Genomic DNA, 26,451 nt, shown 5'->3' with positions numbered 1-26,451 from the left:
CGATTTAGAAATGAGTCGGTTTTTTTATGTATAACAATTAAAAACTTACCTTTGTGAAATGGAAATTTTATCAGATCAAGACCTCCACAACATAGCGATGAATTATGTTGGTAAAGAACTCGAAAGCCAAGGGTTTGAGTTCATCGCAGTGAATAGTCAACTTAAGCGACACCCTCAATTTGTTTGTGTTGACAAACCAACCAATACACTGCATTTTGTTCTGGTTACTGTTTTCGATTATCCAAATAATCCGGAAGAATATGATTCAATTTGGATGGAAACGTTTAAAGAACACGCTACAAAACTCAAAGCAAAAGTTCTTTATGCCGGAGTAGGAATTGCCAATGCTTTAGATTACGAAAAACCAGTTACAAAAAATCAAGATTATATCATCAATTACAATGGAATTAAAGAAATTAGTTAGTGTTTTCGTTTTTGCGTTTCTTATGATTAGTTGTCAAGAAAATCAAAAAGAAAAGATTTTTGTAATTCAAGGAGAAGCACAAGGAAGTACGTATGCCATAAAATACATAAACTCTACAGAAGTTATTAAAAAATCATCAATCGATTCGTTGTTATTGGCTTTTGATATGTCACTTTCCACCTATCGACCAGATTCACAAATTTCAAAAATTAATGCTGGAGATTCTACAATTGTAGTTGATGATTTTTTTGTGGAAACGTTTAAAACTTCGCAAAAAATTTATCAAAAAACAAATGGCCTTTTTGATCCAACAATTGGTGTTTTGGTCAATGCTTATGGTTTTGGTCCAACTAAAGAAAAAATAGATTTAAATCCATTTAAAGTTGATAGTTTGCTACAATTTGTCGGTTTTGATAAAGTTAAATTAAATGAAAATAAAACCATTTCAAAAAAATTCAATCAAACCTATTTTGATTTTAATGCCATTGCTCAAGGTTATTCTGTGGATGTTGTAGCTGATTTTCTAAAATCAAAAGGTATTCTAAACGGAATTGTTGAAATTGGTGGTGAAATTTTTGCTTTTGGTAAAAATACCATAGAAAACAAAAATTGGGTAATCGGTATTGATGATCCAACTCAAAAACCGGAAGAACGAACATTAATCGCCAAAATTAAATTAGAAAACCTCGGAATGGCAACATCAGGAAATTACAGAAAAGTAGTGACCGATTCATTATCCGGACAAAAATTCGTTCATATAATCAACCCCAAAAACGGACTTTCTCAAAAAGGTTCAATCTTAAGTGCGACCGTTTTAGCATCAAGAAGCATTGAAGCGGATGGTTATGCCACTGCTTTTATGATTATGGAAATGGAAAACATCAAAAAGTTACTTCAGTCAAGACAAGACTTATATGTTTTACTAATTTATTCTGACGAAGAAAACCAAATTCAACAATTTAAAACGACTAATTTTCAGTCACTTATTTTAGAATGATTCTAAAAGTAGGTTTTTTCGTTAAAGAAAATATAATAAGTTTTAACATTTGAAGTTATACATTTAGATTTACAAACCATTAAATATTTTTATATGAAAAAACTAAACAAACTATTCTTGTTTTTGTTAGCATTACCATCATTGGTTTTTGCTCAAGAACTAAAACTTGACAGTCCGATTCCGATGGATCCTTCAGTGAAAACCGGAAAATTAAAAAACGGATTAACGTATTACATTAAAAAGAATGCGAAACCTGAAAACAAAGTTGATTTGCGACTTGTCATCAACGCAGGTTCCATTCTTGAAAATGATGATCAACAAGGTTTAGCTCACTTTATGGAGCATATGTGTTTCAACGGAACTAAGAACTTTCCAAAAAATGAATTAGTAGATTATTTACAAAGCATTGGTGTAAAGTTTGGTCAGCATTTGAATGCTTACACAAGTTTCGATGAAACTGTTTATTTTTTACCAATTCCATCTGATGATCCTGAAAAATTGGAAAAAGGTTTTCAAATCATTGAAGATTGGGCTTTTAATACAACGTTAACTCCCGAAGAAATTGACAAAGAAAGAGGTGTTGTTTTAGAAGAATATAGAATTGGTTTAGGTGCAGACAAGAGAATGATGGGTCGATTTATGCCAAAAATGATGTATAATTCACATTATGCAAAACGTCTTCCTATTGGGCAAAAAGAAATTCTAGAAAACTTTACTTATGATAAAGTGGTTAATTTCTACAAAGATTGGTACAGACCAAATTTGATGAGCGTGATAGTAGTTGGTGATATTGATGTGGCTGAAATGGAGAAAAAGATTATTTCTCATTTTTCACCTTACAAAAACCCTAAAAAAGAACGTCCAAGAACTAAATTTGATGTTCCAAATCACAAAGAAACTTTTGTTGCAGTAGAAAGTGATCCCGAAGCGGCGTTCACTCAAGTGCAATTGCTTTATAAAGATTATGATGAGCCAAAAGTGGTTAAAACAATTGGTGATATGAAGGAAGAACTAACTATCGGTTTGTTTGCTACAATGCTAAACAATCGTTTAGAAGAAAAGAGAAATTCACCAAATCCACCTTTCACTTATGGTTATTCGTATTATGGAGGAACGTATGCTAAAACAAAAAAAGCATTCCAATCTTTCGCGATGGTACCTCAAGACAAGCAATTAGAAGCTTTAAAAATTCTAGTTGAAGAAAATGAAAGAGTAAAAGCTTTTGGTTTTACAGCTGGTGAATTAGAAAGAGCTAAAACTGAATTTTTATCGCAAATCGAACAACAATACAACGAAAGAGATAAAACAGAATCAGAAAATTATGTATGGGAATACCAAGGTAATTTTCTACAAAATGATCCGGTTCCAGGCATAGAGTGGACTTTTAAAACCATGCAAAAACTATTGCCAACTATATCAGTGGAAGAAACCAACAAGTTGATTAGCGGTTACATTAAAGAAGATAATAGAGTAATTATTTTAACCGGACCCGAAAAAGAAGGTATGGTTAAACCAACCGAACAAGAAGTTTTAAATTCAATTAAAGTTGATAAATCTTCTATCACTGCCTATGTTGATGAAGCTGTTGCTGAAAGTTTACTTAGAAACCCTGTAAAAAAAGGTTCTGTTACCAAAAAAGAAACAAACGATAAAATTGGAACAACAACGTTAACTTTATCAAACGGAGCTAAAGTAACCTACAAAAAAACAGACTTTAAAAATGACGAAGTTCTTTTTGAAGCTCTAAGTTTTGGAGGATCAAATTTAATTGGTAACGAAGAATACGAAAAAGTGCAATGGGCAATGGGCGGACTTACGGAGGCCGGTTTCTCCGGAATGAAATTGAATGACATCAATAAATTCATGACCGGTAAAATTGCAAGAGTTAATCCGTATGTAGGAGGAACGCAAGAAGGTTTTAGAGGTTCAGCAGCACCAAAAGATTTAGAATATCTTTTCCAAACCGTTTATGCTTACTTTACTGATTTGAATATGGATAAAGAAGCGTTTGAAAGTTATAAAATCAAACAAAATGGTTTTATGGCTAATATGAAAGCCATGCCAACAATGCATTTTCAAAATGAATTATATACTTATTTGAATCAAGACAACCCGCGTTTCAAAGGAATTTTACCAGATGATGCCGCTTGGGAAAAAACAGATTACGAATTAGCATATAAAAAATACAAAGAGCGTTTTGCCAATGCAGCCGACTTCCATTTCTATTTTGTTGGAAACATTGACGATCAAAAATTAGAAGAATTTGCAAGTCAATATTTAGCTTCATTGCCTTCCAACGGAACAACTGAAAAAGCTGTTGATTTAGGCTACAGAATGTTGAAAGGCGACTTGAAAAAAGTGGTTAAAAAAGGTAAAGATCCAAAAAGCACAGTTAACATTATGTTCTATGGCGATTGTAAGTATGATGCAAAAGAAGCTTTAGCTTTAAGAGCTGCCGGAGAAGTTCTTACCATTAAATTAATAGAAGAACTTCGTGAAAATGAAAGTGGTGTTTATGGAGCAAATGCCAGAGGAAGCATGAACAAAGTGCCTAACGGAAGCTATAATTTCACAATTAATTTCCCTTGTGGACCTGAAAATGCAGAAACATTAACGCAATCAGCCTTGAGAGAATTAAACAAAATTATCGAAAATGGTCCTGAAGAAAAAGATGTAAACAAGTTCAAAGAAGCCGAAAAATTAGATTACAAAGAAAAAATCAAGCAAAATAATTATTGGATGTCTTATCTAACCCGTTCATTTACTTATGGAGTTTCAGCAGATGAAATTTTACAAGTGGAACAAAAAATAGATGCAGTTACTGCAAAAGACATTCAGGCTGTTGCTAAAAAATACCTTTCAAAAGATAAGGTTGTGGCGATGTTAATGCCGGAGGAATAAAACACTAATAATATGATTTTATTTACTAGCCCACGGTTTCAACCGTGGGTTTTTTTTATCATTGAAAATGATAAAATAAATAAAAATTATTTAAAACAAACCGGAATAATTTCCCCTTTTGCCAAACAATATTTCTCCACCAAATCAGGTGAAATTTTGGAAGTATAATCTTCTTCAACAACTCTAAAACCAATGCTTCTCAATTTGTCAAAATAATCTCTGCCATATACACGAACATGATCATACTGACCAAATATTTTTGCTCGTTCTTTTTGATCTGTAATTGAATCATCCGAAAAAGTGGTAGCTCTCGACAAATCTTGCGGAATTTGAAAAATCCCCATCCCACCCGGTTTTAAAACTCGGTACAATTCCTGTATTGCTTTTGTGTCATCCGGAATGTGCTCCAAAACGTGGTTGCACAAAATCACATCATACGAATCATCTTTAAACGGAAGATTGCAAATATCCGCTTTCACATCTGCCAAAGGCGAAAATAAATCAGTAGTCGTATAATCTAAATTCTTTTGATTCCTAAAACGCTTGTAAAACGCTTGTTCAGGTGCAAAATGTAACACTTTTTTTGGGGCTGTAAAAAAATCGGTTTCATTATTCAAATACAACCATAACAACCGATGTCTTTCCAACGAAAGTGTACTCGGAGACAAAACATTATTGCGTTGTTTTCCATAACCGTATGGTAAAAACATCTTGAAACTTTTTCCATCAATTGGATCTGTAAACCGACTTCCTTTCAATAAAAATTCTAAGATTGGTCTTGCCACATAACTTAACCGAATAAGAATGGGTCGCGGAATAGTATTTAATATAAGCTTAAAAACTTTTTTCATTACATCTTAGTTAGAAAGAAGATTATGACAAAAAGAAATGAGAAGATGGTCATTACTCCTAAATACAATCCAAAAAATAAAAGGACATATTTAATGCCTGAAAAAATGGTTTGTTTTAAATTTTGATTGTACAATTTCTTTAAAATGTATACTGTATAAAATACAAATACGATCATAAATAGAGTAGCATAACTTTGAAAAGTCATCCCTAATATGCTAACCAATAGTACTTGTAAAACCAACGATATAAAACCTAGATTTGTTTGAATGTAGCTATTGAAAACCAAATGTTCAAAGAAATTATGACCTCTTTTATGATAAACTATGTAACTTGTAAGTGCATAAATAGGCATAAGTAACAAAATCAAAAAGTTGTAATAGTTCATCATAGCCTCCATAAAAGGTTTCATGTCAATCTTTGGAGCTTTAGCACCATTTTTTGTGCTATTAGAAACCCCGTCAGAAATTCCTTCAGAATATTCCATGATAGATTCCATCGGAAAGAATTTATAGAAAAAAACAGCTACCGTTGCATACAAAATAATATAAGAAAAGGGGTGAAAATATTTTTTTCTCGCCCCACTAATATAAGCCTCCAAAACATCCTTCGGATTTTTGAACATCCCAAAAAAGGTTCTCCAAAAATTATTATCCCAACTAAAAAACGGACCGATAAATTCCTCCCAAGTTCCTTTCAAAGAAAGTCTTTCATCAACTATTTTAGCACCGCAATTAGGGCAATATCTTGCATTAGGATCGATGGAATAATCACACGTTTTACAATTCATAAGTTGAATGTTTTATTTCAATTAAATGCCATGAAAGCAGAAATTTCAACGTCTAGTCTCCCCCTCCTTTGGAGGGGGTCGGGGGGAGGTTTATAAAGCTTTCCTCCTAAACTCCTTCTCTTCATCACTCACAATCCCCAACGCATCATACACATATTGAAACGTAGAAAGCAACTCCGGTTTCCCATCAATCAATGCCACATTATGTTCAAAATGAGCACTTGGCTTCATATCTGCCGTCAAAATCGTCCAACCGTCTTTTAGTTGTTTAATGTTTTTTGTCCCCATATTAATCATCGGCTCAATCGCAACCACCATACCTTCTACAAACAATTTTCCGCGACCGCGTTTACCATAATTTGGCATTTCCGGATCTTCGTGCATTTTTCGTCCTAAACCGTGACCAACTAATTCACGCACAACACTATAACCATGTGATTCACAATAGGTTTGAATCGCATTCCCCACATCTTCCACACGATTGCCAGCCTTAAACTGACGAATGCCAACATACAACGATTCCTTCGTAATTTTCAATAACCTTTTTGTTTCAGGAGCCACTTCGCCAATCTCAAAAGAATACGCGTGATCACCATAAAATTCATTCTTCAAAACACCACAATCCACCGAAATCACATCGCCACTTTCCAACGGTTTATTGTTCGGAATCCCGTGAACCACCTGAGCATTCGGACTCATACACAACGAATTCGGAAAATCATACAAGCCCAAAAACGCAGGAACGCCACCGTGGTCACGAATAAATTCTTCCGCCAATTTATCTAAATAAAGCGTTGTTACACCAGGCTTAATCTCCTTTGCTATCATACCAAGCGTTTTCGAAACCAGTAGCGAACTCTCTCGCATCAACTCAATTTCTTCTCGGGTTTTCGGAATAATCATAATCAAAATTTAAAGAGGCAAAGGTAAACAAATTTATCATTTTTTTTAAGAAGCAAAATCCCGCTATCCGTTCCAAGCTTTTTTGTCTTGTTGCGTTTTTCTAAGGCAAAAAAAGAGCTTCCGTTGGTCGCTTTTTTTTGCCAAGAAAAACTGCAACAATCCTGCAAAAGGCTTTACACTACTATCGGGGCTAGAAATCCCAAAAACAATGAGAAATATCAGGTTTTAAACAGTTTTTCACCCTTATCTTTGTTCAAAATTTAGGAAATATGAGCAAATATGTTACCGCAGAACAAGCAGTTCAAGTAGTAAAATCAGGCGATAGGGTTTACGTTCAGGCTGCTGCTGCTTCACCCACCGTTTTAACCAAAGCTTTAACCCAACGAGCATCCGAACTAAAAAATGTAGAAATTTGTCACCTTCACACCGAAGGCGAAGCACCGTATGCCAATCCGGAATTAGCAGCAAGTTTTCACGTCAATTCTTTTTTCATCGGAGCCAATGTTCGTCATACACTCAAAGCCGGAAACGGTTCTTATACACCGGTTTTTCTGAGTGAATTACCCAATTTGTTTCGAAAGAATGTGTTACCGTTGGATGTTGTTTTCATACATGTGTCGCCACCGGATAAGCACGGATATTGTTCGCTCGGAGTTTCCATAGAAGCTTCCATAGCAGCCATTGAAAACGCAAAAATTGTGGTAGCACAAGTCAACCCAAATATGCCACGAACTTTTGGCGACGGAATTCTACACGAATCAGAAATTGATTATTTAGTAGATGTTAACGTGCCAATTTACCCTCATCACATCGAACCCTTCACTCCAATAGAAGAAAAAATAGGAGAATTTGTCGCATCACTTATCGAAGATAAAAGCACACTCCAAATGGGAATTGGGTCCATTCCGAACGCCGCTTTAAGCAAATTAACCAACCATAAAGATTTAGGATTACATACCGAAATGTTTTCGGATGGCGTGATCGATTTGATCGAAAATGATGTCATCAATTGCAACTACAAAGGAACAACTCGCGGTCGTGTTTTAGCTACTTTTTTAATGGGTTCCAAACGACTTTATGACTTTGTAGATGACAATTCATTCATTGAAATGAAAGAATCTTCAGCCGTGAATGATACGGCACGAATTCGTAAAAATCCAAAAATGGTTGCCATCAATTCCGCCATCGAAGTTGATGTAACCGGACAAGTTTGTGCCGATTCCATCGGAGGAAAAATGTATTCCGGAGTAGGAGGCCAAATGGATTTTATGCGAGGAGCTTCATTGAGTGATGGTGGAAAAGCAATTATTGCACTTCCATCCCAAACCAAACGAGGCGAAAGTAGAATTGTACCGTTTTTAAAACAAGGAGCAGGTGTTGTCACCACGCGTTCACACGTTCAATACATCATCACAGAATACGGAATCGCAAACCTTTACGGAAAAACACTCAAACAACGCGTGGCAGAAATGGTCAAAATTGCCCATCCAAATCACCGTGAATGGATTGATAAAGCGTATTATGAAATGATGGATATTAAAAAAATGATTTGTTGATAGTAAACCTGACAGGTTTTTAAAACCTGTCAGGTTTAATTGTTTATTCATTAAACTGCGGATTAGCAATCAACTTAAACAAATCGGCATTGGCAGCAAAAAATCGAAATTCGGTTTCAATTTGTTGTAAACTTGTGCTTAGCAAACTGTTTTCTCTGGAATTAATTAAAAACAACGAACTTTCTCCATAAAAAAACATTCTTTCTTCGGCATCGAGCATCGTATTAAAATCATCAACCAATTCATTCGCAATTTCAATTTGATTTTTCAGTGAACTGATTTCTTCCAATTGATAATCGATTTTGTTTCTGAGTACTTGATCTTCAAATTTCAAATCTAATTCAGCGTCTTGCAATTTCAATTTGGCAATTTTAAAATTTCCTCTTTCTTTTCTCAAAAACAAAGGAAAACTAAAATTTATGCCATACTTATAATTCACAGTATTAAAATCCCTCACAAATTCCGGTTCCGATAAATAATTGTAATTCAAATTGATGGTTGGTTTCAATAAATCGCCTTTCAATCGTTTATCAACCTCTAGAATTGAAACTTTATTTTGTAATGATCTAATTTTTGGATGATTTTGAAAATCAATATCGGCTAACAATAAACCGTTTGTTTTTAATGTATTTTCAACCTTTTTTTCTAATTCTGTTTCCGGCGAAATACCATCTTGTAATTCTAACGGAAGATTATTTTCAAACCATAAAAAATTTGACAATTCCAATTTCGATTTTAGTAATTTTAACCGTGATTGCTCTAAATTTAATTTTCGGGATTTAATCAAAATTCCGGCTTCAATGCTATCAATGGCTGGTCGATCTCCGGCAGTAATTAATCCTTTAATTCCATTAAAACGCACTTCCGCATTCGTTAAAAAAGTTTCATATAATTTGTATTCATTATAACTTCTATACCAATTAAAATAGCCGTTTGCTGCTGCATAAAGCACGTTGGCTACTTCCAAATCTCTTTCGGCTTGTGATAAATTGGCATAAATTTTAGCTTTTCTCAAATCGGCCATTCGGTTATTAATGAGCAAACCTTGACCAATCGGAATAGAAATTCCTGCCATCGCCAATCCATTTGGAGGTACAGTATTTTGCGGATTCAAATACACACCTTCCATTTGATCAAAACCGGCTTTAATTTCAATTCCGTACCAAGTTGGAATTTTAAACGTCGCATTTAATAAGTCATAATATTCCGTTGATTTGAATTGTTTATTTTCATAGTCCACTTCAATTTTTGGATCAAATCCACCACGAGCTGCAATAATTCCGGCTTGAGCTTGACTCACTTCTAAGTTGGCTTGCTTGACCAACGGATGAAATTGCTTGACATAACCCAAATAAGCATCCAACGTCAAAATAGAATCCGATGCACTATTTTGCGACCAAGAAATAGCGGATAAAAACAGTAAAATTGGCAAAATTCTTTTCATCAAATTCCTATTTTTTAGTTTCTGTGGTTTGTGTTGGCGTATAAAAATTCGGTGGAAATCCGTTTAATTTTCGCCACAATTCATACCAAATTGGAACATTATCTAGTAGAGCAAATGTTTGAGCACCCGCACCAATGTTGAGTTCTTTTGGCCACGGTTTGTCGTTTGGATCTTGGGCAATTAAAACGCGGTATTTTCCATTCACACTAATAAAATTTTCGACAGCAATAATTTCGCCGCCAAATGTTCCGTAGGAAGAATTGGGCCAGCCGCTAAAAACGATGGTTGGCCAGCCATCAAACCAAACTCGCACTTTTTCACCTTTGTGAATTAACGGCATATCGATGGGTTGAATATACGTTTCAACCGCAATATCATATTTTGATGGCATAATGCTCACGACAGGCGTTCCTTCTTTAATCGTTTCACCTATTCCCGATTGCAACGCACGGTTCACATACCCATTTTGCGGAGCTTTGATGTAATAAAGTTCATTCCGCATTTTATAATTCGTAACCTGATTCTGCAATTTATTCACTTGAGCTTCCGTGTCAAATTGACTGCTTAATGCGGTAAAACGTTCGCTTTGAGCCTTCGAAATTTTATCGGTATATTCTGCTGTGATTCGATTAATTTCAACTTTTGCATTGATTAATTCGTTTCTGGCGGTTAATAATTTATTTTGCTGTGTGATGATTTTTGCTTCTGCATCTTGCAATTTCAATCGTTTGTCCTCCACATCGGTCATTGGTTTTAGACCTTCTTTATTTAAATCTTCCGAACGTTTAAATTGGGTTTGAGCAATTTTAAGTTGCGTTTTCACTGCTTCCAAATCCATACTGTCACTTTTTACTTTCAAAAGTGATTGTTCTATTTTGTTTCTGGCTTGTTCTAATTTTAAAATTCGTTCGCGTTCAATAGCGGCAATTTGAGACGAAAGTGAGTTGGCTTTTCCTTCATACGATTCTTCCGAAAGCATTTTCGCCTTCATTTGGTTTTCGGTATTATCTACCAAATTAGGGTCAAAATAATCTTCTTTTACCTCCGAAATAAATAAAATTGTATCACCTTTATTCACATATTGACCTTCCGCCACATACCATTTTTCAATTCTACCGGCAATTGCTGTGTGAATTGTTTGCGGACGTTGTTCAGGTGAAATGGTGGTCACAAAACCGGTTCCTTGAATATTTTGCGTCCAAGGCAGTAAAACAAACAGAAAACTTCCGATAAAAAACCACATTAAAAGTCGATTAAACGTTTTAAAATAACGTCTTTCACTCAATTTCCGAATGGTTTTAAACCGAGTTAGATTTACTTTTTCGTTGATATTATTTTTAGCGATATTCAGCATATTACTTTGAATCTGAAATTAATTTTCCTTTTTCTAATGTTATAATTCGGTCGCATTTTTGTTTCCAATACTCATTTTTGGAAGTGACTATTACCGTCCAATTATTTTCTTCTGACAAAATGAAATCGATGATTTCTTTACTTTCATCATCATCCATTTTATCAAAAGGATTTTCTAAAAATAGTACAAGAGGATCATTTACTATTGCTCTTGCTAAAAGAATTTTTTGTGACAAAGAAGAGGGCAGCTGCTTACCTTCGGTAAGAATTTTTTCGTCTAATCCTTTTGGCATTTTCTTTATAACTTCGGTTAATTTAATTTTTTCCAATACTAATTTTAATTTCTCTGTAGATACATTCGGATTTTTGAAAGTTATATTTTCAGAAATTGTGCCTTCAAATAGTGATTGACCTTCAGTAATTACACCAATTTGAGCCCGATATTGTTCGAAATTTATTTTATTATAATGTTCGTCGTTAATATAAATTGAACTACTATTAGTGTGAATCAATCCAGCTAAAATGCGAAGCAAAGTTGTTTTTCCGGAACCATTTCTTCCATCCAAATATATTTTTTCGCTTTGGTGGATGTGAAGCGAAATTGCGTTTAGGATTTTCTTGGTAGAATCTGGAAAAACAAAATTTAACTCATCAATTTCAAAGTGAATATTTTTATAACAATAGGTGCTTTCGGAGGTTTCATCTTCTTCAATTTCCATGTCAACCACCTGACCAATCTTTTCAATTGAAGTTAATACATCGTAAAAAGTTTCTAATCCAACGATGATTTTTTCAACCGAATTAATCACTAATAAAATGATGATTTCTGCAGCCACAAACTGACCAATGTTCAATTGTTGATTGATTACTAAATATCCACCAATCAATAACAAACCAGCCGAAATTAAAGCTTTGAACCCAATTAATTGAATGAATTGTCGTTTAATAACTTCAAAATGACTTTCTCTGGATTTGAGGTATTCGGTCACTAATTTATCGTTTTTGGTCAATGCAAATTCCGATTCTATTTTACTTTTAAAACCAAAATAATTTCGAGCAATTTCCTGAATCCAATGGGCTACTTTGTATTTGTATTTTGATTCGGTTAAACTTGTTTTTAGGCCGGTTTCAAAAGAAATCCTGAAAATTAAATACAAGACAATGAAAAGTAGAAGTCCAAAAAGAATGAATAATGGATGATAAATTGAAAGTAAAAGTAACCCGAACACAATTTGCAACAACGATTCAGAGTAATCCAAAATTAATTTTGCGACACTTTTTTGAACAGTTATTGTGTCAAAAAAGCGGTTCGCTAATTCCGGCGGATAATTGTTGTGAAATTCGGTGTATTTGATTTTTGGAAAACGATAGGAAAATTCGAATGACGACCGAATAAATATTTTTTGTTGAATGGTTTCAGTAATTCTCAGTTGCATCAAGCGTAAAATTCCATTAAAAACCACACCTAAAATTACTACAGCAACGAGAATAATCCATGACAAACTAACTCGTCCTCCTTGAATAAGATTGATGATTGCTTGAACTCCTAATGGCAATGAAAGACTTACAATTCCTGAAAAAATCGCATAAAAAAACACTTGATAAATGTCTTTTTTATCTAATTTTAATAAGTTGATAAAACGTTTTAGAGGAGATTTTGATGATTTTTCCATAGTTAGTTAATCTGTTTTAAAACTAATGATTTGAAAAATTCAGTTGGTGTAATAGTATCTGAACAATCCGTTATCGATTTAAAGTGATTTTTTAAAAAATGTTGATGTAAAGCCCCTTCCACAACAGTGGAAATCAAACTTTTTGCATACGGAAATTTCGGATTTACATCGTTTACCATTTCAATCATTCGATTAATTACGCGTTTGTAAATTAAAAAATACCCTTCTTTATTTTCGTCATCTACTACTTTTGTTAGATATGATTTAGAGAATTCGCAAATGATAATCTTGTTTAAGATGACTTCGTTAATGTGTGGTTGATTATTATCTGTAGTGATTTCTTCGGTTACAATTTCAATCGCTTTCATCAATTTATCTTGTGGGTTTGAAATGCTGTTAGTGGAAAGGACTAATTTGAATTCTATCCAACCCCAATACCAAGAACTAAGATACAATAAAAGTTTGTGTTTACTTTCAAAATAGCGATAGATTGAACTTTCATTCGAACCAATTTTTTGACCTAATTTTTTAAATGTAAAATTATCAAACCCAATTTCATCAATCAACAAAATACTGTTTTCAAGAATTTTTTTGCCCAGTTCAGATGTCTCCGGATCTTTGACATATATTTTTGGACTGATGTTTATTTTGATGCCTTCCAAAATGTTTTTCATACGCTGAGCTTTACAAAAATAAATTTACAACGCAAAAGTAATAGTATTACTATTGATTTAGAAATTGATTAACTTAATTTTAATAGTTGTTAAAGTTTGAAATAAAAAAAGTCCCGTTTCGCAGGACTTAAACTTTATATTTTAAAATGTAGATTATCTCTTCAAACTAAAATTAGATCTAAATTCCAGTTTATTCCCATCTTTAGTATAAATCGCTTTAAACCAATAGTCATCAGATGGCATTGGTCTTCCGTTGAAAGTTCCATCCCAACCGTTGCCGTTTTGACCAATTTCTTTGAGTAATTTTCCGTAACGATCAAAAATATAGATGTGGTTAATTTCAATAATAGGGGAGCCAATAATTTTCCAAGTATCATTAAAACCATCACCGTTTGGCGTAAAGAAAATTGGGAAATCTAACACGGTAAATGTGGTGCTTATTTCATCACAACCAAATTTATTACGAACTCTCAAAACAAAATCACCGGCAGGAATATTTGTGAAAACCGGGCTTTCTTGCCACAAATCCGGAATAATCGAATATTCATAATCTGCTGATGTTGGTGTAGCTGTTGCGGTAATAGTATTCTGGTTTTCAAATCCGATAAGGTTTTGCGGAGAAATTGTAACAGCATTTGGAGCTAATGTTTTTATGGTTGTAAAATTAAAAACGCTCGAACAAAGAGCCACATTAGAAATATTTGTTACTAGAACAGAAAAATTTCCTTCGATATCCGTTGAAAATGTGCTTGAGGATTCTCCTGAAATTTCATTTCCTGAAAGAGCATCAAATTCGGTAAACCATTCAAAAGTGTAATCTGTTTCGTTTAGCAAAGTTCGTATGAAGGCCTCTCTTAAGATATTTCCGCTTTCATCAATACAGATATAATAGGGAAATGTTCTTAAATTATTTTCCGGAAACGGACGTACATAAAGGTTTAATTCTAAAACTCTAAAACAGGCCAATCCAGTCTCACTGTCAAAATTTGTGGTGCTAGTTACACGAACATAAATTGTTTGAAAATCTTGAACAGTATTGGTAAAATTAGTAGGGTTTGGAATAAACGAATTGTTATTGCTTTGAGCATCAATAAAATTTTCAAAATATCTGATAACAATATTATTTAAATCAGAAGGCCCGGTAATTTCAGTTGTTCTCTCTGTTAAATCAAAACTAGCAAAACCGCTATCATCACATTTTTCTATAGGAGTAGGGTTGGTCAAACTTCCCGGAATAGTTACTACTGCCAAATTTAAACTAGTTGTTGAGAAGCAATTGTTATTGGTAGGGTCAACAACTTTTACCAAAATAGTTTTTGTAGATGATTCATAAGAATCCGGTTGTGGAATGAAATTATCAGCCGTTAAATCGGCCTGCGTTTCATAATAAAAAACCTGATAATTTGAATTTCCACCTGTTATTTGATTATTTCTGAGGGTTAAATTAAAAGCTGAAACTGTATCGCCACAAATGGATATTTCATTTGGTGTAAAAATTATCGGATTAGTAAAAACTTCAATCGTAAAATCAACAATCAAAAAACACTGAGTAGCCGTATCAAATAAACGAATAAAAATGTTATTATTACCAACCGGAAAAGCTTGAGGAATGTTTTTATTTAAAGCACTAGAATTACTTTCTGCTAATAGAAATGTTCTGAAATAAGTTGCTTGAACTGTTGGATTTTGGTTTAATAAAGCTTCCGTGTCAAAACTGTTTAAAACAATACTTTCATTTTCACAAATAGCTATGGAAGTGACAGTGTTTTGAAGTGGTGGTGTAGTAATTTCTACTTGAAATGTACCAACACCCTCACAAATATTATTGGTTTCTACTCTTGTGTAAATAGTTTGAATTCCAATTGGAATTTGAGACAAATTCGTCAACTGATTTGTTTTTACAGAAGCATCAGTATCTGTCAAATAAAAAGTGATTTCAACCGGATTGCCTCCAAAAAAGTTAGTACGAATAATGTTTTCTTGTGTAGAAAAATCTACTAATCCAAAATTTTGGTTTAATGCAGGACAAACCGCTGCCATATCCGGATAAGATGACAAACTTGTTGGATTAACTGTTAAAGCAATCGAAGCAACAGTTGATGAGGTACAACTTGGCGTTGCATTTTCATTTACCGCAATCACATAAATTGTCTGATTTGGAGTGGAATTTACAAATGCTTCCGGAGTCAAAATAGGTTGTGTTAAACCGCTATCTAAAAAATAAAATAGCGTTAAACCTGAAACATTATTGGTAATTTCATCATACGCTTCCGTTAAATTAGTTGTGGCAATACCGTCGTTATTTGGAGCAATATAATCACATTGTTCCATTGCTACAGGATTTGTATTGAGCACCGGAATCGAATTTATTTGAATGGAAACGGTATTAGAATTGCCAACACAAATACCTTCTTCAGTTACTTGTAAATAATAATCTGAGGTTGAATTAGAAGCTTGAATTGCTGTAGAAACAACTAATGTTACCGAATTTTCTCCCACTAAAGCAATATTGTTTTGATACCACTGATAAGTTAAATTATTCAGATTTCCAGCATTTGTAATTGCGGAATTTATCGTAAAACTATCATTATCACAAATCGAAGCATTGTCTAAAATGACAATTTGAGGAGTGTCATAAATAAAAATTGAGTTTGAAATAACTTCGTTACAACCACCATTTTTGACACCTAAATTATATTTTCCGGGAAGAGTTGGAGTAAAATTGTCATTTGAAATTCCAAAAACAGCCACATCATTTCTGTACCATTGATAAATCGGATTGTCAACAAAAGAATCAAAGAGATTTTGATTCGAGATAGTACCTTGCAAAATCGGATTTGAGCTTAAACATTCTGTTGCTGTATTTTGTATAGAAACCTCCGGTAAGACAAAGAATTTTAGTTCAATCTCTGCCTCACTTACAGGTAAATTATTCATATCCACTGTTGGGTCGGTGCTATCATAAGCGGTTGTTTCAACCCGATAAGTCCCAGATTCTGCAATATCAGCTAAAGTGTTTGTGCTTATTGTGCTGTCTGTAATAGTACTTAGCACCACATTGTTTCGATACCATGTATAATTAAAACGTAAATCGGTTACATTTCCATCAAAATCAGTAACATCTATGGTTGCCGTAATACTTTTTGTCTCCGGTTTGCAGTATTCAGTTTGTGTAATTTCGTTTCCACTATCATCAGTAATTTCGACCGAAGATAAAAAGCTACAATCTGAACTTCCGGTTCCACCAATTTGAGAAATGGATATTTCTCCTGGTTGATTTGAATAATTATCTATCAAAAGTACATATAATTCCCCCACTTGTCCATTAGGAATATTTACAATTTCAATATCGCTGGCAGACCAACTGCAATCAACTTCTTGAGAAATATTTAATTGACTACAAATGTTATTTAAATTAGTAAACGGACCCCATAGAACGAAGTCAACATCTGTTCCCACACCGCCATTGTTTACTTGACTAATTTGTAATACAATATTCCCTGGTGTTTGAATTTGAATAAAAAACCAAGTTGGACCTCTAAAAGGTTCAAGAATACAAGTTGTCTGAAAAGTTTCGCTATTGGCTCCCGTTGAATTCTGAAACGGAATACTTGTAGCACAAGATTGATACGCTTCAAAATTAGATTGAAATTCTGCACATGACGGAGCACCCCCTTGAGCAAAAGTGTTTTGAATGATTAAAATCCAAAGTAGAAAAAAAAATTTATGAAGTGATTTCAACATAGTTTATAGTAAGGAATGCCTTGTCATTACATCTGGTTTTTCAATCCCCATCAAGGTTAAGATGGTAGGAGCAATGTCACCTAACACACCATTATTAATTGCTTTTATTTCTTTATCAACCAAGATAACCGGAACAGGATTGGTTGTATGAGCCGTATTTGGCGAGCCATCTGAATTCATCATTGTTTCACAATTTCCGTGATCGGCAATAACGATGGTGGTATAATTATTTGCTAAAGCAGTTTCGATTACTTCTTTTACACATACATCAACGGCTTCACATGCTTTGATAGCGGCTTCCATCACACCGGTGTGACCAACCATATCTCCGTTTGCAAAATTCAAACAAACAAAATCAACTTCACCTTTTTTGAGTTCTTCTACCAAAGCATCTTTTAATTCAAAAGCACTCATTTCCGGCTTTAAATCGTATGTTGCTACTTTTGGTGAGTTTCTTAATATACGGGTTTCGCCTTCAAACGGTTCTTCGCGACCACCGGAAAAGAAGAAAGTTACGTGTGGATATTTTTCTGTTTCCGCAATCCGGATTTGTTTTTTATGGTTTCTTTCCAAAACTTCACCCAATGTTTCTGTGATATTATCTTTGTTGTAAATTACTTTGATGTTTTTATACGTTTCATCATAATTTGTCAACGTTACATAATACAAATCCAATTGGTGCATATTTTGTTCATGACAATCAAATTGGGTTAGAACTTCGGTCAATTGTCTTCCTCTATCGGTTCTAAAATTGAAGAAAATGACCACATCTCCGTTTTTAATGGTGGTTAATGGTTTGTCATTTTCATCGACCATCAAAATAGGTTCAATGAACTCATCGGTTATATCATTAGCATAATTATCTTGAATACTATCAATAGCATTTTGAGAATGCTTTCCTATTCCATTCACCAATAAATCATAGGCCAACTTTACTCTTTCCCATCTTCTGTCTCTGTCCATTGCATAATAGCGACCAATAACAGATGCTAATTTTGCGGTGGTATTTTTGCAATAATTTTCTAATTCTGATATAAATCGAACACCTGATTTTGGATCCACATCTCGACCATCTGTAAACGCATGAATATAAACGTTGTTTAAACCAAAATCTTGTGTAGCATCAACCAATCCTTTTACATGATCAATATGAGAATGCACGCCACCATCTGAAACCAATCCTAAAAAATGAACATCTTTATGATTTGTTTTGGCATATTGAAAAGCTTCTTGCAACACTTTTTCGTTGTTCAATGTCTTATTTTGAACCGCCAAATTAATTCGTGTAAGTTCTTGATAAATAATTCTTCCGGCTCCTAAATTCATGTGACCAACTTCTGAATTCCCCATCTGACCTTCTGGAAGACCAACATTTAAGCCATCAGTGCGTAATTCGGCATTTGGGTAATTTTGGTATAAAGAATCAATAAAAGGCGTGTTGGCATGGTCAATTGCAGAAACTTTTGGGTCAGGCGAATGTCCCCATCCGTCTAAAATCATCAGGATTACTTTCTTGTTCATAGGAAAAAATTTGACGCAAAGATAATGAAATACGGCTTTCTGAAAGTATGATTTATACTTTTTTAAACCAGTTTTTGGCTTTGTTGTAATCAATAAAATAGCGAACACTCACAGAAAAAACGTGGTTTAAATTATCTTCAAACACATTATTGAAATTTGAACCGTAGCTTTTATCAATTTCGTTGGAAAAATTCTGAGCATTGTTTCGATACAAAGCGGTTATTTGACTTCCCGGAGCAAACCACCAAGAATAAGACAAGTCAAAATTCCACAAGTTGAAATTAGCGTCTCTATTGGTTGTGTAATTGTTGTTTGGTGTAAAAGTTCCATCTTCCAACAACGTGTGAAACTGAACATTTTCGGCAAACGACCAATAATGTCTTGTTGTTAAATTCAATGTCATTTTATTATTGATGGCATATTTTCCTGAAATAGAATTGGTTAAAGTGGTACGATTTCTTTCAGCTAAAATAATGTCGCTTTCTGAAAAATCTACCCAACCAATATCGCTGTTTTGACGAGAAAAGTTGGTGGAATAAATTAATGTCATTTTGTCGTTAAAACGATATCTCGGACTAATAAATAAACCATAGTTCATACGATTTTCTTGATCAAAAATTCTAATTGAAGGTTCAATGTCCAATGCAAATTTTCTATTATAATTAGATGAAAAATAAATCCACGCATTTCCACTTGCCGGAAAAGCCAATGGTCTGCCAGCAACTCTTGATTCATAAAAATTATAAGTAACAAACGGACTTACCAAAAACCCATATCCAATGTAATCGTTTTTTAAAGTATTGGAATTTACATTCAAATTAATCCAATGATCTTGTGCTTTTCCGGTAGTGTTTTCAAGTTCAATGTAATAATTTGTATTTAGGTTAAAGGAATTGAATAGTTTGGTTGGATTTAAAATTCGGTAATTAAAATTCGCTGCTACATTGTGATAATTCGTTATGAAATTGATACCTAAATCATTGATGTCAAAATCTTTTGAAACATATTGAGAAGCAATCGAATAACGATATTTCCCGAACGTTTTTCCAAAATTCATATACGTTGAATAACCATTTCCTTTTACATCATCATAAATGCTACTCATTTTTAAATCGCCGGAAAAATTATATTTGTTTCCTTTAGAATTGATGTCATACACAATTCCGGTTACGTTGGCATCTCTAAAATCACCCACTCGTGTTACATTGGTGTTGATAAACGAAACTGAGGAATTTTGGTTAAATCGTTGATCAAAAACCAATACATTATAATTAGATAAGGGTTCAACTAATTGATTTCGAACTTCATTTGTATCGGTATTTCTAACTCGAGCATACGTTTTTTCGGTAATGGCATTTAAAAAACCTATTCCCAAACCTTCTGCTGTTCTTCCTGAAACTTTTAAAGCATTCAACAGATTTACCGTGCTGGGATAACTTTCAACCGTTTCGTTTTCATTTGTTGCAGGTGATGAAGATGGAGGTCCGCCAATTCTTCGTGAATAAACCAAATTTCCTTTGGAGAATAAATCCGTTCCTTCCGTAAAAAAAGGTCTGTTTTCATTAAATTGTTGTTCAAACGGGCCTAAATTTAATTCCACATTATCAAAAGCGGCTTGACCAAAATCAGGAACCAAAATCGCATCTAATGTAAATGAATCGTTGATGCCGTATTTGATATCCATTCCGGCTTTAAAAGTGCTTTCTGTTCCCAAATTGTTTGATTCCACATAGCCCGAAGTATAGGGAATAAAAAATAGTCGAGTAGGGGTTTTGATGTTTTCAATTCCTTCCAAAACACCGGCTTGATTGATGACAGAACCAACTGCTCTGTCGATTTTGCTCCACGTTACTTTTTGTCTGAAACGACGAATTTCTCTAAAAAAATTTACACCCCAAGTTTGAACATTTTCTTTTGAAAAACGAAGAGCTGCATACGGAATTTCCATTTCTACCACCCAACCATAATCGGTGATTTTTACTTCGCTGTTCCAAATGGCATCCCACGAAAAATCTTCATTATTTTCGGTTGCCAAACAATCCATTTGAACTCCGGAAGCGGAAACAAAAAATCGAAAATCTTGCTGACCATCGTTAAAACCGTTAACGAAAATTCCGAAATGGTCTGCTGTTCCAAAAATATCCCGTTGTGTAATTTCTTTTTCTATTTTGGCTGGTTCATTGTCGTATAAAATTGCTCCTATGTAAATGGCATTATCATCATAAATCACTTTAACTTCCGATTTTCTCTCAGGAGATTCCGGCACACCATTATCCGGTTCGAGCATAATGAAATTATTGGCTACAGGTGTTTTCATCCAAACAGCTTCATCCAATTTTCCATCAATAGAAATAGACTCATCGACACGAAGAGCAGTTGTTTTTTTCTGGCTGTACGATTGGGTTATTCCTATTATTAAAAATAAAACGATGAAAAAGAGTGGCCTGATTGAATTCATAATTCAAAATTAACTATTGGATTTAGAGTAACAATTACTTTATCATTTCATTAAGAAATATTTTATAAAGACGTTAAAGTTTCGTTATGTTACATTTTCGCGATACGAATTGTAGTTTTTTTCCGTTTTCTGCTTAGTTCTCCCATTGAAAGTGAGCTAATTTCCAAAAAAGTTGACATTTAGTTTAAAATAATTTGGTTTTAAACTTTTAATTTATATTTTTGGCATCCCAAGTCTAATTTTTAACCTGTAGATTACCAATGAATTACAAGATTTTATCGGTTTTGTTGTTTGGATTATTTTCATTCACAACACCATCAAATAATACCACAGACCCTAAAATTATCGCATCCAATACCAAAGTAACTTTTGAATCAAAAGTGAGTTCTTTGTACAATAATTTAGATGCTAAAAATTTTAAACTTCCGCAATTAGAGAGTTTTACCAAAGCGTTAGAAGGTTTTTACCAATTAAAGCAAAAAGGTTTAATTCAAAACGATATCTTGACACTTGTCGATTTTAGTTTGTCTGCCAATTCCAAGAGAATGTGGGTAATTGATATGAGCACCAATACAGTTTTATATCATTCTCTAGTGGCACACGGAAGAAATTCAGGTGAAGAATTTGCTACCACATTTTCGAATAAATCAGAATCATACCAAAGTAGTTTAGGTTTTTATCTTACCGGAGAAACATATCAAGGAAAACATGGACTTTCGCTTCGATTGGATGGTTTGGAAAGAGGAATTAATGACAAAGCTCGCGAAAGAGCCGTTGTGATTCACGGTGCAGATTATGTGTCTGAGCAATTCATCAAACAAAACAAACGTTTAGGAAGAAGTCAAGGTTGTCCAGCGTTGCCGGTGGAATTAAACCAAGAAATCATCAAAACGATAAAAGACAAATCATGTTTGTTTATTTATCATCCATCAAGAAGTTATAAAGTAGCTTCGAAATTAATTTCGTAGTTTTTTATACAATTCGGCATCCAAACCGTAAATATCATCTCTAAAAATCAGTAGATTTTTATCGCTCCAAGCTGTCCAATATAAAAGGTGCAGGTAAATTGGTTTGGTAAAGTTTACATTCTTTGTTTTGGATTCTGCCAACACTTCATCGATTTTTTCTTTATTCCAATTAATAGAATCTGATAATAAGTATTCTGTTAATTCAAACGGGTTTTGTACCCTTACGCAACCGGAACTTAATGAACGATTTTCTCGCTCAAAATAACCTCTTGTATTCGTGTCATGCAGATATACCGAAAACCGATTTGGAAACATAATTTTAACCAATCCAAGCGAATTGAAGCTTCCCGGAGATTGCACATAACGGTACGATCTTCCTCTCGCAGGATTCCAATCATACGGACTCACAACAGTGCTTCCGCTATAAATTGTAATGTTTTTGGAAGCAAAATAGCCTCTGTTTTTGGTCGCTGCCGGAATTACGTCTTCTTTTAAAATTGTGGGAGGAACGGTCCAAGTTGGATTAAAAACTACATAACTCAATTTGGATGATAAAATAGGTGTGCTTCGACTTGCTTTACCCACAATAATTCGATGTGTTTTTACCGTATCTTTTTCTTTCACCACCTGCAACGAATAATCGGGAATGTTGATGATGAGGTATTCTTTTTCAAAATTTCGCGGAAACCATCGCCAGCGTTCCATGTTGGCAATAATTTGCTCTTTTCTTTTTTGCTTGGTAAAATTCAGCGATGCAATTGTTCCTTTTCCAATCACACCATCAGGAGCTAAACCGTGCCGACTTTGAAAGTTTTTAACGGCATTAAACGTGGTTTCATCATAAATATTAGTCAACGAATCCGGTTTTTTCATGTCGTACCAATAGGCGAGCCGTTTTTTTACTTCGATTAACACATCATTTGTATCATTCAGTACAATTTTGTCTTTGATTTCCAGTTTTTTGAAATTTTCATCCGGGAATTGGTCAATTAGTTTTAAACTTTGTTTTAGTTTTTGATAAATAATGTGATTGGGTTTTACTTCATTCACAGCAAAATCAAACGAATCTTTTCGCTGAAAATTCAAAAGCAATTGTTGCACATCGATTTTGTTTTCTTTTAAATCCCAATCTTTGTATAACTCTTTTGGGTTTAAAGAACCTTTCGCCGTTTTTTCTACATACTTTTTTAAATTTTCTGTAAGCAAAACATCGTAGTCTATCAATTCTTTATCTGATAAGGTTGGAATTGATTTTTCTAATTTTTCGATTTTTTTTAAATCGAAGTCTTTTGGATTCAACCCTTCTTCTGCCACATTTTTTAAAATGGTAAGTAGCGATTCCCTGCAATTGAATGCCAACCAAAACGTTCTGTTTTCATTTACTTGATAAAAAGCAGCAAGAATAGAATCGTTTTTTTTGGATAGAAAAGTGGAGTCGATGACCAGTACTTTTCCCTCATCGGTAATTTCAATGGCGGGTGGTTTTTTGACAGCATCAGGATTTTTTTTCTTGTTACAAGAAATCAAAATGAGTACAAAAAAAAGTAGGTAAAAATGCTTCATAGCAACTAAGAAATCGGGTTCATTTTTTTATACATTACAAAATGAGTGCCAATATCGCCAATTTCAAAAGGTTTTCCGTGAATGGAATAGTCTGCTTTTTTATAAAACGGAATGGCGGTTTCGCGTGCGTTGAACCACAATAGGTTACATTTATATTTTTCTGCAATTTCTTCTGCTTCGTGAAGTAGTTTTTCGCCGTAGCCTCTTTTTTGATGATGTTTTAAGACTGCCATTCCACGAATTTGAAACTGTTTTTCTTCGTTGAACTCTTTGTTTTGGGTTTTAAAAAGCGAAACAACGCCAATTAAAGCACAATTAATAAACAGCCCAAGATGAATGGTGGATTGCAAATTATCTCCTTCAAAGTGGCAGGTTTCCAACGGTTTTCCTTCCCGAAGAACGGGATGCCTCACGGAATAAGTGTCCAAAGCTGTTATTTCTTTTAAAGTAAGCATAATTTCTCTCGTAAAACTTGGAAAACTAAAGGTATAACTTTTTCAGAATAAATTGGTTATAAATTCTATTAGCTTTTTGATAATTTTTTTGAAAAAAAATTTGCAACAAAGAAAACTATTTGTCTATATTTGCACTCACAAACGCAGTTCATCGAACACCAATGAAAATAAGCCTTTGTGAGATAAAAGCGGAAGTAGCTCAGTTGGTAGAGCTCCAGCCTTCCAAGCTGGTTGTCGCGAGTTCGAGCCTCGTCTTCCGCTCTGCTAAAACCTCAAATGAAAATTTGGGGTTTTTTGTTTTAAATAATCTTAAGTAAGATACTTAAATCCTACCCAATTAATAAAAATTAGTATTAAAAAAAAAGCTAAAAAATTTTTGAAAGAATTATTTCTTCTATTTTTATATTTTTGAATTAATTCTTCAAAGTTTTCTAAATTATTGACATTTTCAATTTTTTTTAATTTTTTATCCGATAACCAAACAGAGTTTATAAATTCTTTTAAAAATAGTTTTAATTCTCTAAATGCATTACTTTTTTGATTATTCACAAATTCTTCTTCAACAAATTGCCAAAAAGGTCTTTTTTTTTGTTTCGTAAAGTTTAAAGAGAAATGATGAGTAATTGCAGAAATATACAATAAGTAGACAATTATGAACATAAATGTAAAGTATACTAAATCAATCATATTTCATTTTATTAGTAGTTATGTTACTTTAAGAATGTGGGTTTGTTTTATCTTCATTCCTCAAATTATATTCAACTGCAGCAACTATTTCCCGATAATTTTCAATTTCAGCTTGAGAAATATTGATTTCTATACCGTTTTTCAGATGAATAGTGGTTAAGAGATACCCATCACTTATGAATCCTGCTTTACCTTGTTGTCTAATTCTAATAGAACTAATTTTTGAAATATCTGAATAACTAAAAACCACAGATTTATTTTTGAAATAATCAGCTTCAATTTTAGTTGAGCTAACTCTAATTTCTTTGACTGTATCTTCAGAAAAAATCGGCGTAAATAAATACAATAAAATTAAAATTGTTATTGTAGATCCTAACCAAAAAGAAATACTTGAAGTGTCAAGACCCCATGGTCTATAAGATCCATAAAGCAATGAGCCGATTATTGTAAAAATAAATATATAAAATACATATTTAAATACTTGTTTGATTTATATGCTACAGATACAACTTCGATAAATTGATGTGTGTAAAATAAACAAAATAATTTTTTATTTGATTTATAGTAATCCATTGAATTAACCTATGATTGTTATTTAGAAATTAATAAAATTTTCTCTAATAATAGATTATTTCCGTGCTTTCAGTGTTTTCAGTGAGAAAAATTATTTACAAAAATCCCTCCATCTCACTCCCACTTTCCACCTCAATCGCTTCTTGATTCTGCAGAAATAATCGTGCGGATAATTCTCCTTTTAAAACAATTTGGTCGCCTTTTACATCGAGCCAACTACCTTCTCGCAAACCAATAACAGGTTGTGCGTTAAACTGATGAAACTCTTTGATTCGGGTTTCACGGGTTTCACCCATGTGTATCGATTGCAAATCTGCATCCAAGTAGTGCGGATTCAAATTAAACGGAATGGCTCCCAACGTTTCAAAACTCGGCGGATAAATAATCGGCATGTCGTTGGTGGTTTGCATCGTGAGGCCGCAAATGTTGCTTCCGGCACTGGTTCCCAAATAAGGTGTGCCGTTTTCGATGACTTTTTTGAGCGTTTGCATTTGGTTGTTTTGGTGGAGTTGCGTAACGAGTAAAAATGTGTTGCCGCCTCCGGTAAAAATACCTTTCGCTTTTTCGATGGCTTCGGTTGGATTATTGAATTCGTGTAAACCTCTCACTTCTTTGTTTAACAAGGCAAAAAATGTTTTTACTTTTAAGGTGTAATCATCATGTGAAATTCCGCCCGGTCTGGCATACGGCACGAATAAAATAGTTTTGCATTGTGCAAAATGAAGTTGTAATTCGGGCAATAAATACTCGAGGTAATTTCCGCCGTGTAGGGTAGAAGTGCTGGCAATAAGTAGGTTTTTCATCTGTATTGTTTTTACAAAAATACGCATCGTGGCGATTGGATTTTCATCAGATTAACAAAAAATTACAAAGTTGTTGGGAAATTCTTGGGAAGCATTTGTAATACTTTTACTTGAT

20 protein-coding genes and 1 tRNA gene are annotated in these 26,451 nt (G+C 33.7%); 6 read left to right on the top strand and 15 right to left on the bottom strand.

The features are described from left to right. Nucleotides 1-58: 58 nt before the first annotated feature. The 3 genes from B4N66_RS02560 to B4N66_RS02550 all read left to right on the top strand — a co-directional run bounded on the left by B4N66_RS02560 (nt 59) and on the right by B4N66_RS02550 (nt 4,322). Nucleotides 59-424 (top strand): Na(+)-translocating NADH-quinone reductase subunit F, encoded by a 366-nt coding sequence (locus B4N66_RS02560; protein ID WP_291092175.1) that lies wholly within the window; start codon nt 59-61, stop codon nt 422-424. After that, complete coding sequence (locus B4N66_RS02555; RefSeq protein WP_291092174.1) at nt 402-1,421, top strand: FAD:protein FMN transferase; 1,020 nt, start codon at nt 402-404, stop codon at nt 1,419-1,421. The genes B4N66_RS02560 and B4N66_RS02555 overlap by 23 nt, the downstream gene beginning before the upstream one ends. Before the next feature lie 93 nt (nt 1,422-1,514). Next, on the top strand, nt 1,515-4,322 hold the full coding sequence (locus B4N66_RS02550) for a M16 family metallopeptidase (RefSeq protein ID WP_291092173.1): 2,808 nt from the start codon (nt 1,515-1,517) through the stop codon (nt 4,320-4,322). A gap of 86 nt (nt 4,323-4,408) precedes the next feature. Here the strand turns inward: B4N66_RS02550 and B4N66_RS02545 are convergent, their stop codons facing one another. The 3 genes from B4N66_RS02545 to map all read right to left on the bottom strand — a co-directional run bounded on the left by B4N66_RS02545 (nt 4,409) and on the right by map (nt 6,864). Beyond that, nucleotides 4,409-5,173 carry a class I SAM-dependent methyltransferase gene (locus B4N66_RS02545; RefSeq protein ID WP_291092172.1) on the bottom strand — a complete coding sequence of 255 codons (765 nt, stop codon included), beginning with the start codon at nt 5,171-5,173 and terminating at the stop codon, nt 4,409-4,411. Then, nucleotides 5,173-5,961 (bottom strand): DUF3667 domain-containing protein, encoded by a 789-nt coding sequence (locus B4N66_RS02540; protein WP_291092171.1) that lies wholly within the window; start codon nt 5,959-5,961, stop codon nt 5,173-5,175. Before B4N66_RS02540 ends, B4N66_RS02545 begins: the two co-directional genes overlap by 1 nt. 90 nt (nt 5,962-6,051) lie before the next feature. Beyond that, nucleotides 6,052-6,864, bottom strand: coding sequence for a type I methionyl aminopeptidase (gene map, locus B4N66_RS02535; protein WP_291092170.1), 813 nt, complete (start codon nt 6,862-6,864; stop codon nt 6,052-6,054). A gap of 269 nt (nt 6,865-7,133) precedes the next feature. On the opposite strand from map, the gene B4N66_RS02530 reads away from it, so the two are divergent. Next, complete coding sequence (locus B4N66_RS02530; RefSeq protein ID WP_291092169.1) at nt 7,134-8,420, top strand: acetyl-CoA hydrolase/transferase family protein; 1,287 nt, start codon at nt 7,134-7,136, stop codon at nt 8,418-8,420. Nucleotides 8,421-8,463: 43 nt separating this feature from the next. On the opposite strand, the gene B4N66_RS02525 is transcribed toward B4N66_RS02530, so the two are convergent. From B4N66_RS02525 to B4N66_RS02495, 7 genes are all read right to left on the bottom strand, one after another. Further along, nucleotides 8,464-9,864: a TolC family protein gene (locus B4N66_RS02525; protein ID WP_291092168.1), complete on the bottom strand. Its 1,401-nt coding sequence runs from the start codon at nt 9,862-9,864 to the stop codon at nt 8,464-8,466. Between the two features lie 7 nt (nt 9,865-9,871). Further along, nucleotides 9,872-11,218 (bottom strand): HlyD family secretion protein, encoded by a 1,347-nt coding sequence (locus B4N66_RS02520; protein ID WP_291092167.1) that lies wholly within the window; start codon nt 11,216-11,218, stop codon nt 9,872-9,874. 1 nt (nt 11,219) lies between these two features. After that, on the bottom strand, nt 11,220-12,890 hold the full coding sequence (locus B4N66_RS02515; RefSeq protein ID WP_291092166.1) for a peptidase domain-containing ABC transporter: 1,671 nt from the start codon (nt 12,888-12,890) through the stop codon (nt 11,220-11,222). Nucleotides 12,891-12,892: 2 nt separating this feature from the next. Beyond that, nucleotides 12,893-13,564, bottom strand: coding sequence for a TetR/AcrR family transcriptional regulator (locus B4N66_RS02510; protein ID WP_291092165.1), 672 nt, complete (start codon nt 13,562-13,564; stop codon nt 12,893-12,895). 153 nt (nt 13,565-13,717) lie between these two features. Beyond that, on the bottom strand, nt 13,718-17,308 hold the full coding sequence (locus B4N66_RS02505; RefSeq protein WP_291092164.1) for a T9SS type B sorting domain-containing protein: 3,591 nt from the start codon (nt 17,306-17,308) through the stop codon (nt 13,718-13,720). A 3-nt stretch (nt 17,309-17,311) separates the two neighbouring features. Continuing rightward, nucleotides 17,312-18,829 (bottom strand): 2,3-bisphosphoglycerate-independent phosphoglycerate mutase, encoded by a 1,518-nt coding sequence (gene gpmI / locus B4N66_RS02500; RefSeq protein ID WP_291092163.1) that lies wholly within the window; start codon nt 18,827-18,829, stop codon nt 17,312-17,314. 52 nt (nt 18,830-18,881) lie between these two features. Next, nucleotides 18,882-21,287 (bottom strand): DUF5916 domain-containing protein, encoded by a 2,406-nt coding sequence (locus B4N66_RS02495; protein WP_291092162.1) that lies wholly within the window; start codon nt 21,285-21,287, stop codon nt 18,882-18,884. A 260-nt stretch (nt 21,288-21,547) separates the two neighbouring features. On the opposite strand from B4N66_RS02495, the gene B4N66_RS02490 reads away from it, so the two are divergent. Further along, nucleotides 21,548-22,255 (top strand): murein L,D-transpeptidase catalytic domain family protein, encoded by a 708-nt coding sequence (locus tag B4N66_RS02490; protein WP_291092161.1) that lies wholly within the window; start codon nt 21,548-21,550, stop codon nt 22,253-22,255. Here the strand turns inward: B4N66_RS02490 and B4N66_RS02485 are convergent. Together B4N66_RS02485 and B4N66_RS02480 are read right to left on the bottom strand one after the other, a co-directional pair. Beyond that, the gene (locus tag B4N66_RS02485; protein ID WP_291092160.1) at nt 22,244-23,818 is read right to left on the bottom strand and encodes a L,D-transpeptidase family protein; all 1,575 of its coding nucleotides are present in this window, start codon (nt 23,816-23,818) and stop codon (nt 22,244-22,246) included. The genes B4N66_RS02490 and B4N66_RS02485 overlap by 12 nt on opposite strands. Before the next feature lie 5 nt (nt 23,819-23,823). Then, nucleotides 23,824-24,273 (bottom strand): GNAT family N-acetyltransferase, encoded by a 450-nt coding sequence (locus tag B4N66_RS02480; protein ID WP_291092159.1) that lies wholly within the window; start codon nt 24,271-24,273, stop codon nt 23,824-23,826. A 188-nt stretch (nt 24,274-24,461) separates the two neighbouring features. On the opposite strand from B4N66_RS02480, the gene B4N66_RS02475 reads away from it, so the two are divergent. After that, nucleotides 24,462-24,534: transfer RNA gene (locus B4N66_RS02475), tRNA-Gly, on the top strand. A 48-nt stretch (nt 24,535-24,582) separates the two neighbouring features. Here the strand turns inward: B4N66_RS02475 and B4N66_RS02470 are convergent. From B4N66_RS02470 to pepE, 3 genes are all read right to left on the bottom strand, one after another. Then, on the bottom strand, nt 24,583-24,960 hold the full coding sequence (locus B4N66_RS02470; protein ID WP_291092158.1) for a hypothetical protein: 378 nt from the start codon (nt 24,958-24,960) through the stop codon (nt 24,583-24,585). Between the two features lie 28 nt (nt 24,961-24,988). After that, nucleotides 24,989-25,393: a hypothetical protein gene (locus B4N66_RS02465; protein WP_291092157.1), complete on the bottom strand. Its 405-nt coding sequence runs from the start codon at nt 25,391-25,393 to the stop codon at nt 24,989-24,991. Nucleotides 25,394-25,628: 235 nt separating this feature from the next. Beyond that, complete coding sequence (gene pepE / locus B4N66_RS02460) at nt 25,629-26,336, bottom strand: dipeptidase PepE (RefSeq protein WP_291092156.1); 708 nt, start codon at nt 26,334-26,336, stop codon at nt 25,629-25,631. Between the last annotated feature and the right edge of the window lie 115 nt (nt 26,337-26,451).

The sequence above is a fragment of the Flavobacterium sp. UBA2787 genome (assembly GCA_002352205.1).
Lineage (GTDB): Bacteria > Bacteroidota > Bacteroidia > Flavobacteriales > Flavobacteriaceae > Flavobacterium.
The sequence above is the reverse complement of the archived record's forward strand: the minus strand, read 5'-3'. Positions and strand labels throughout refer to the sequence as shown.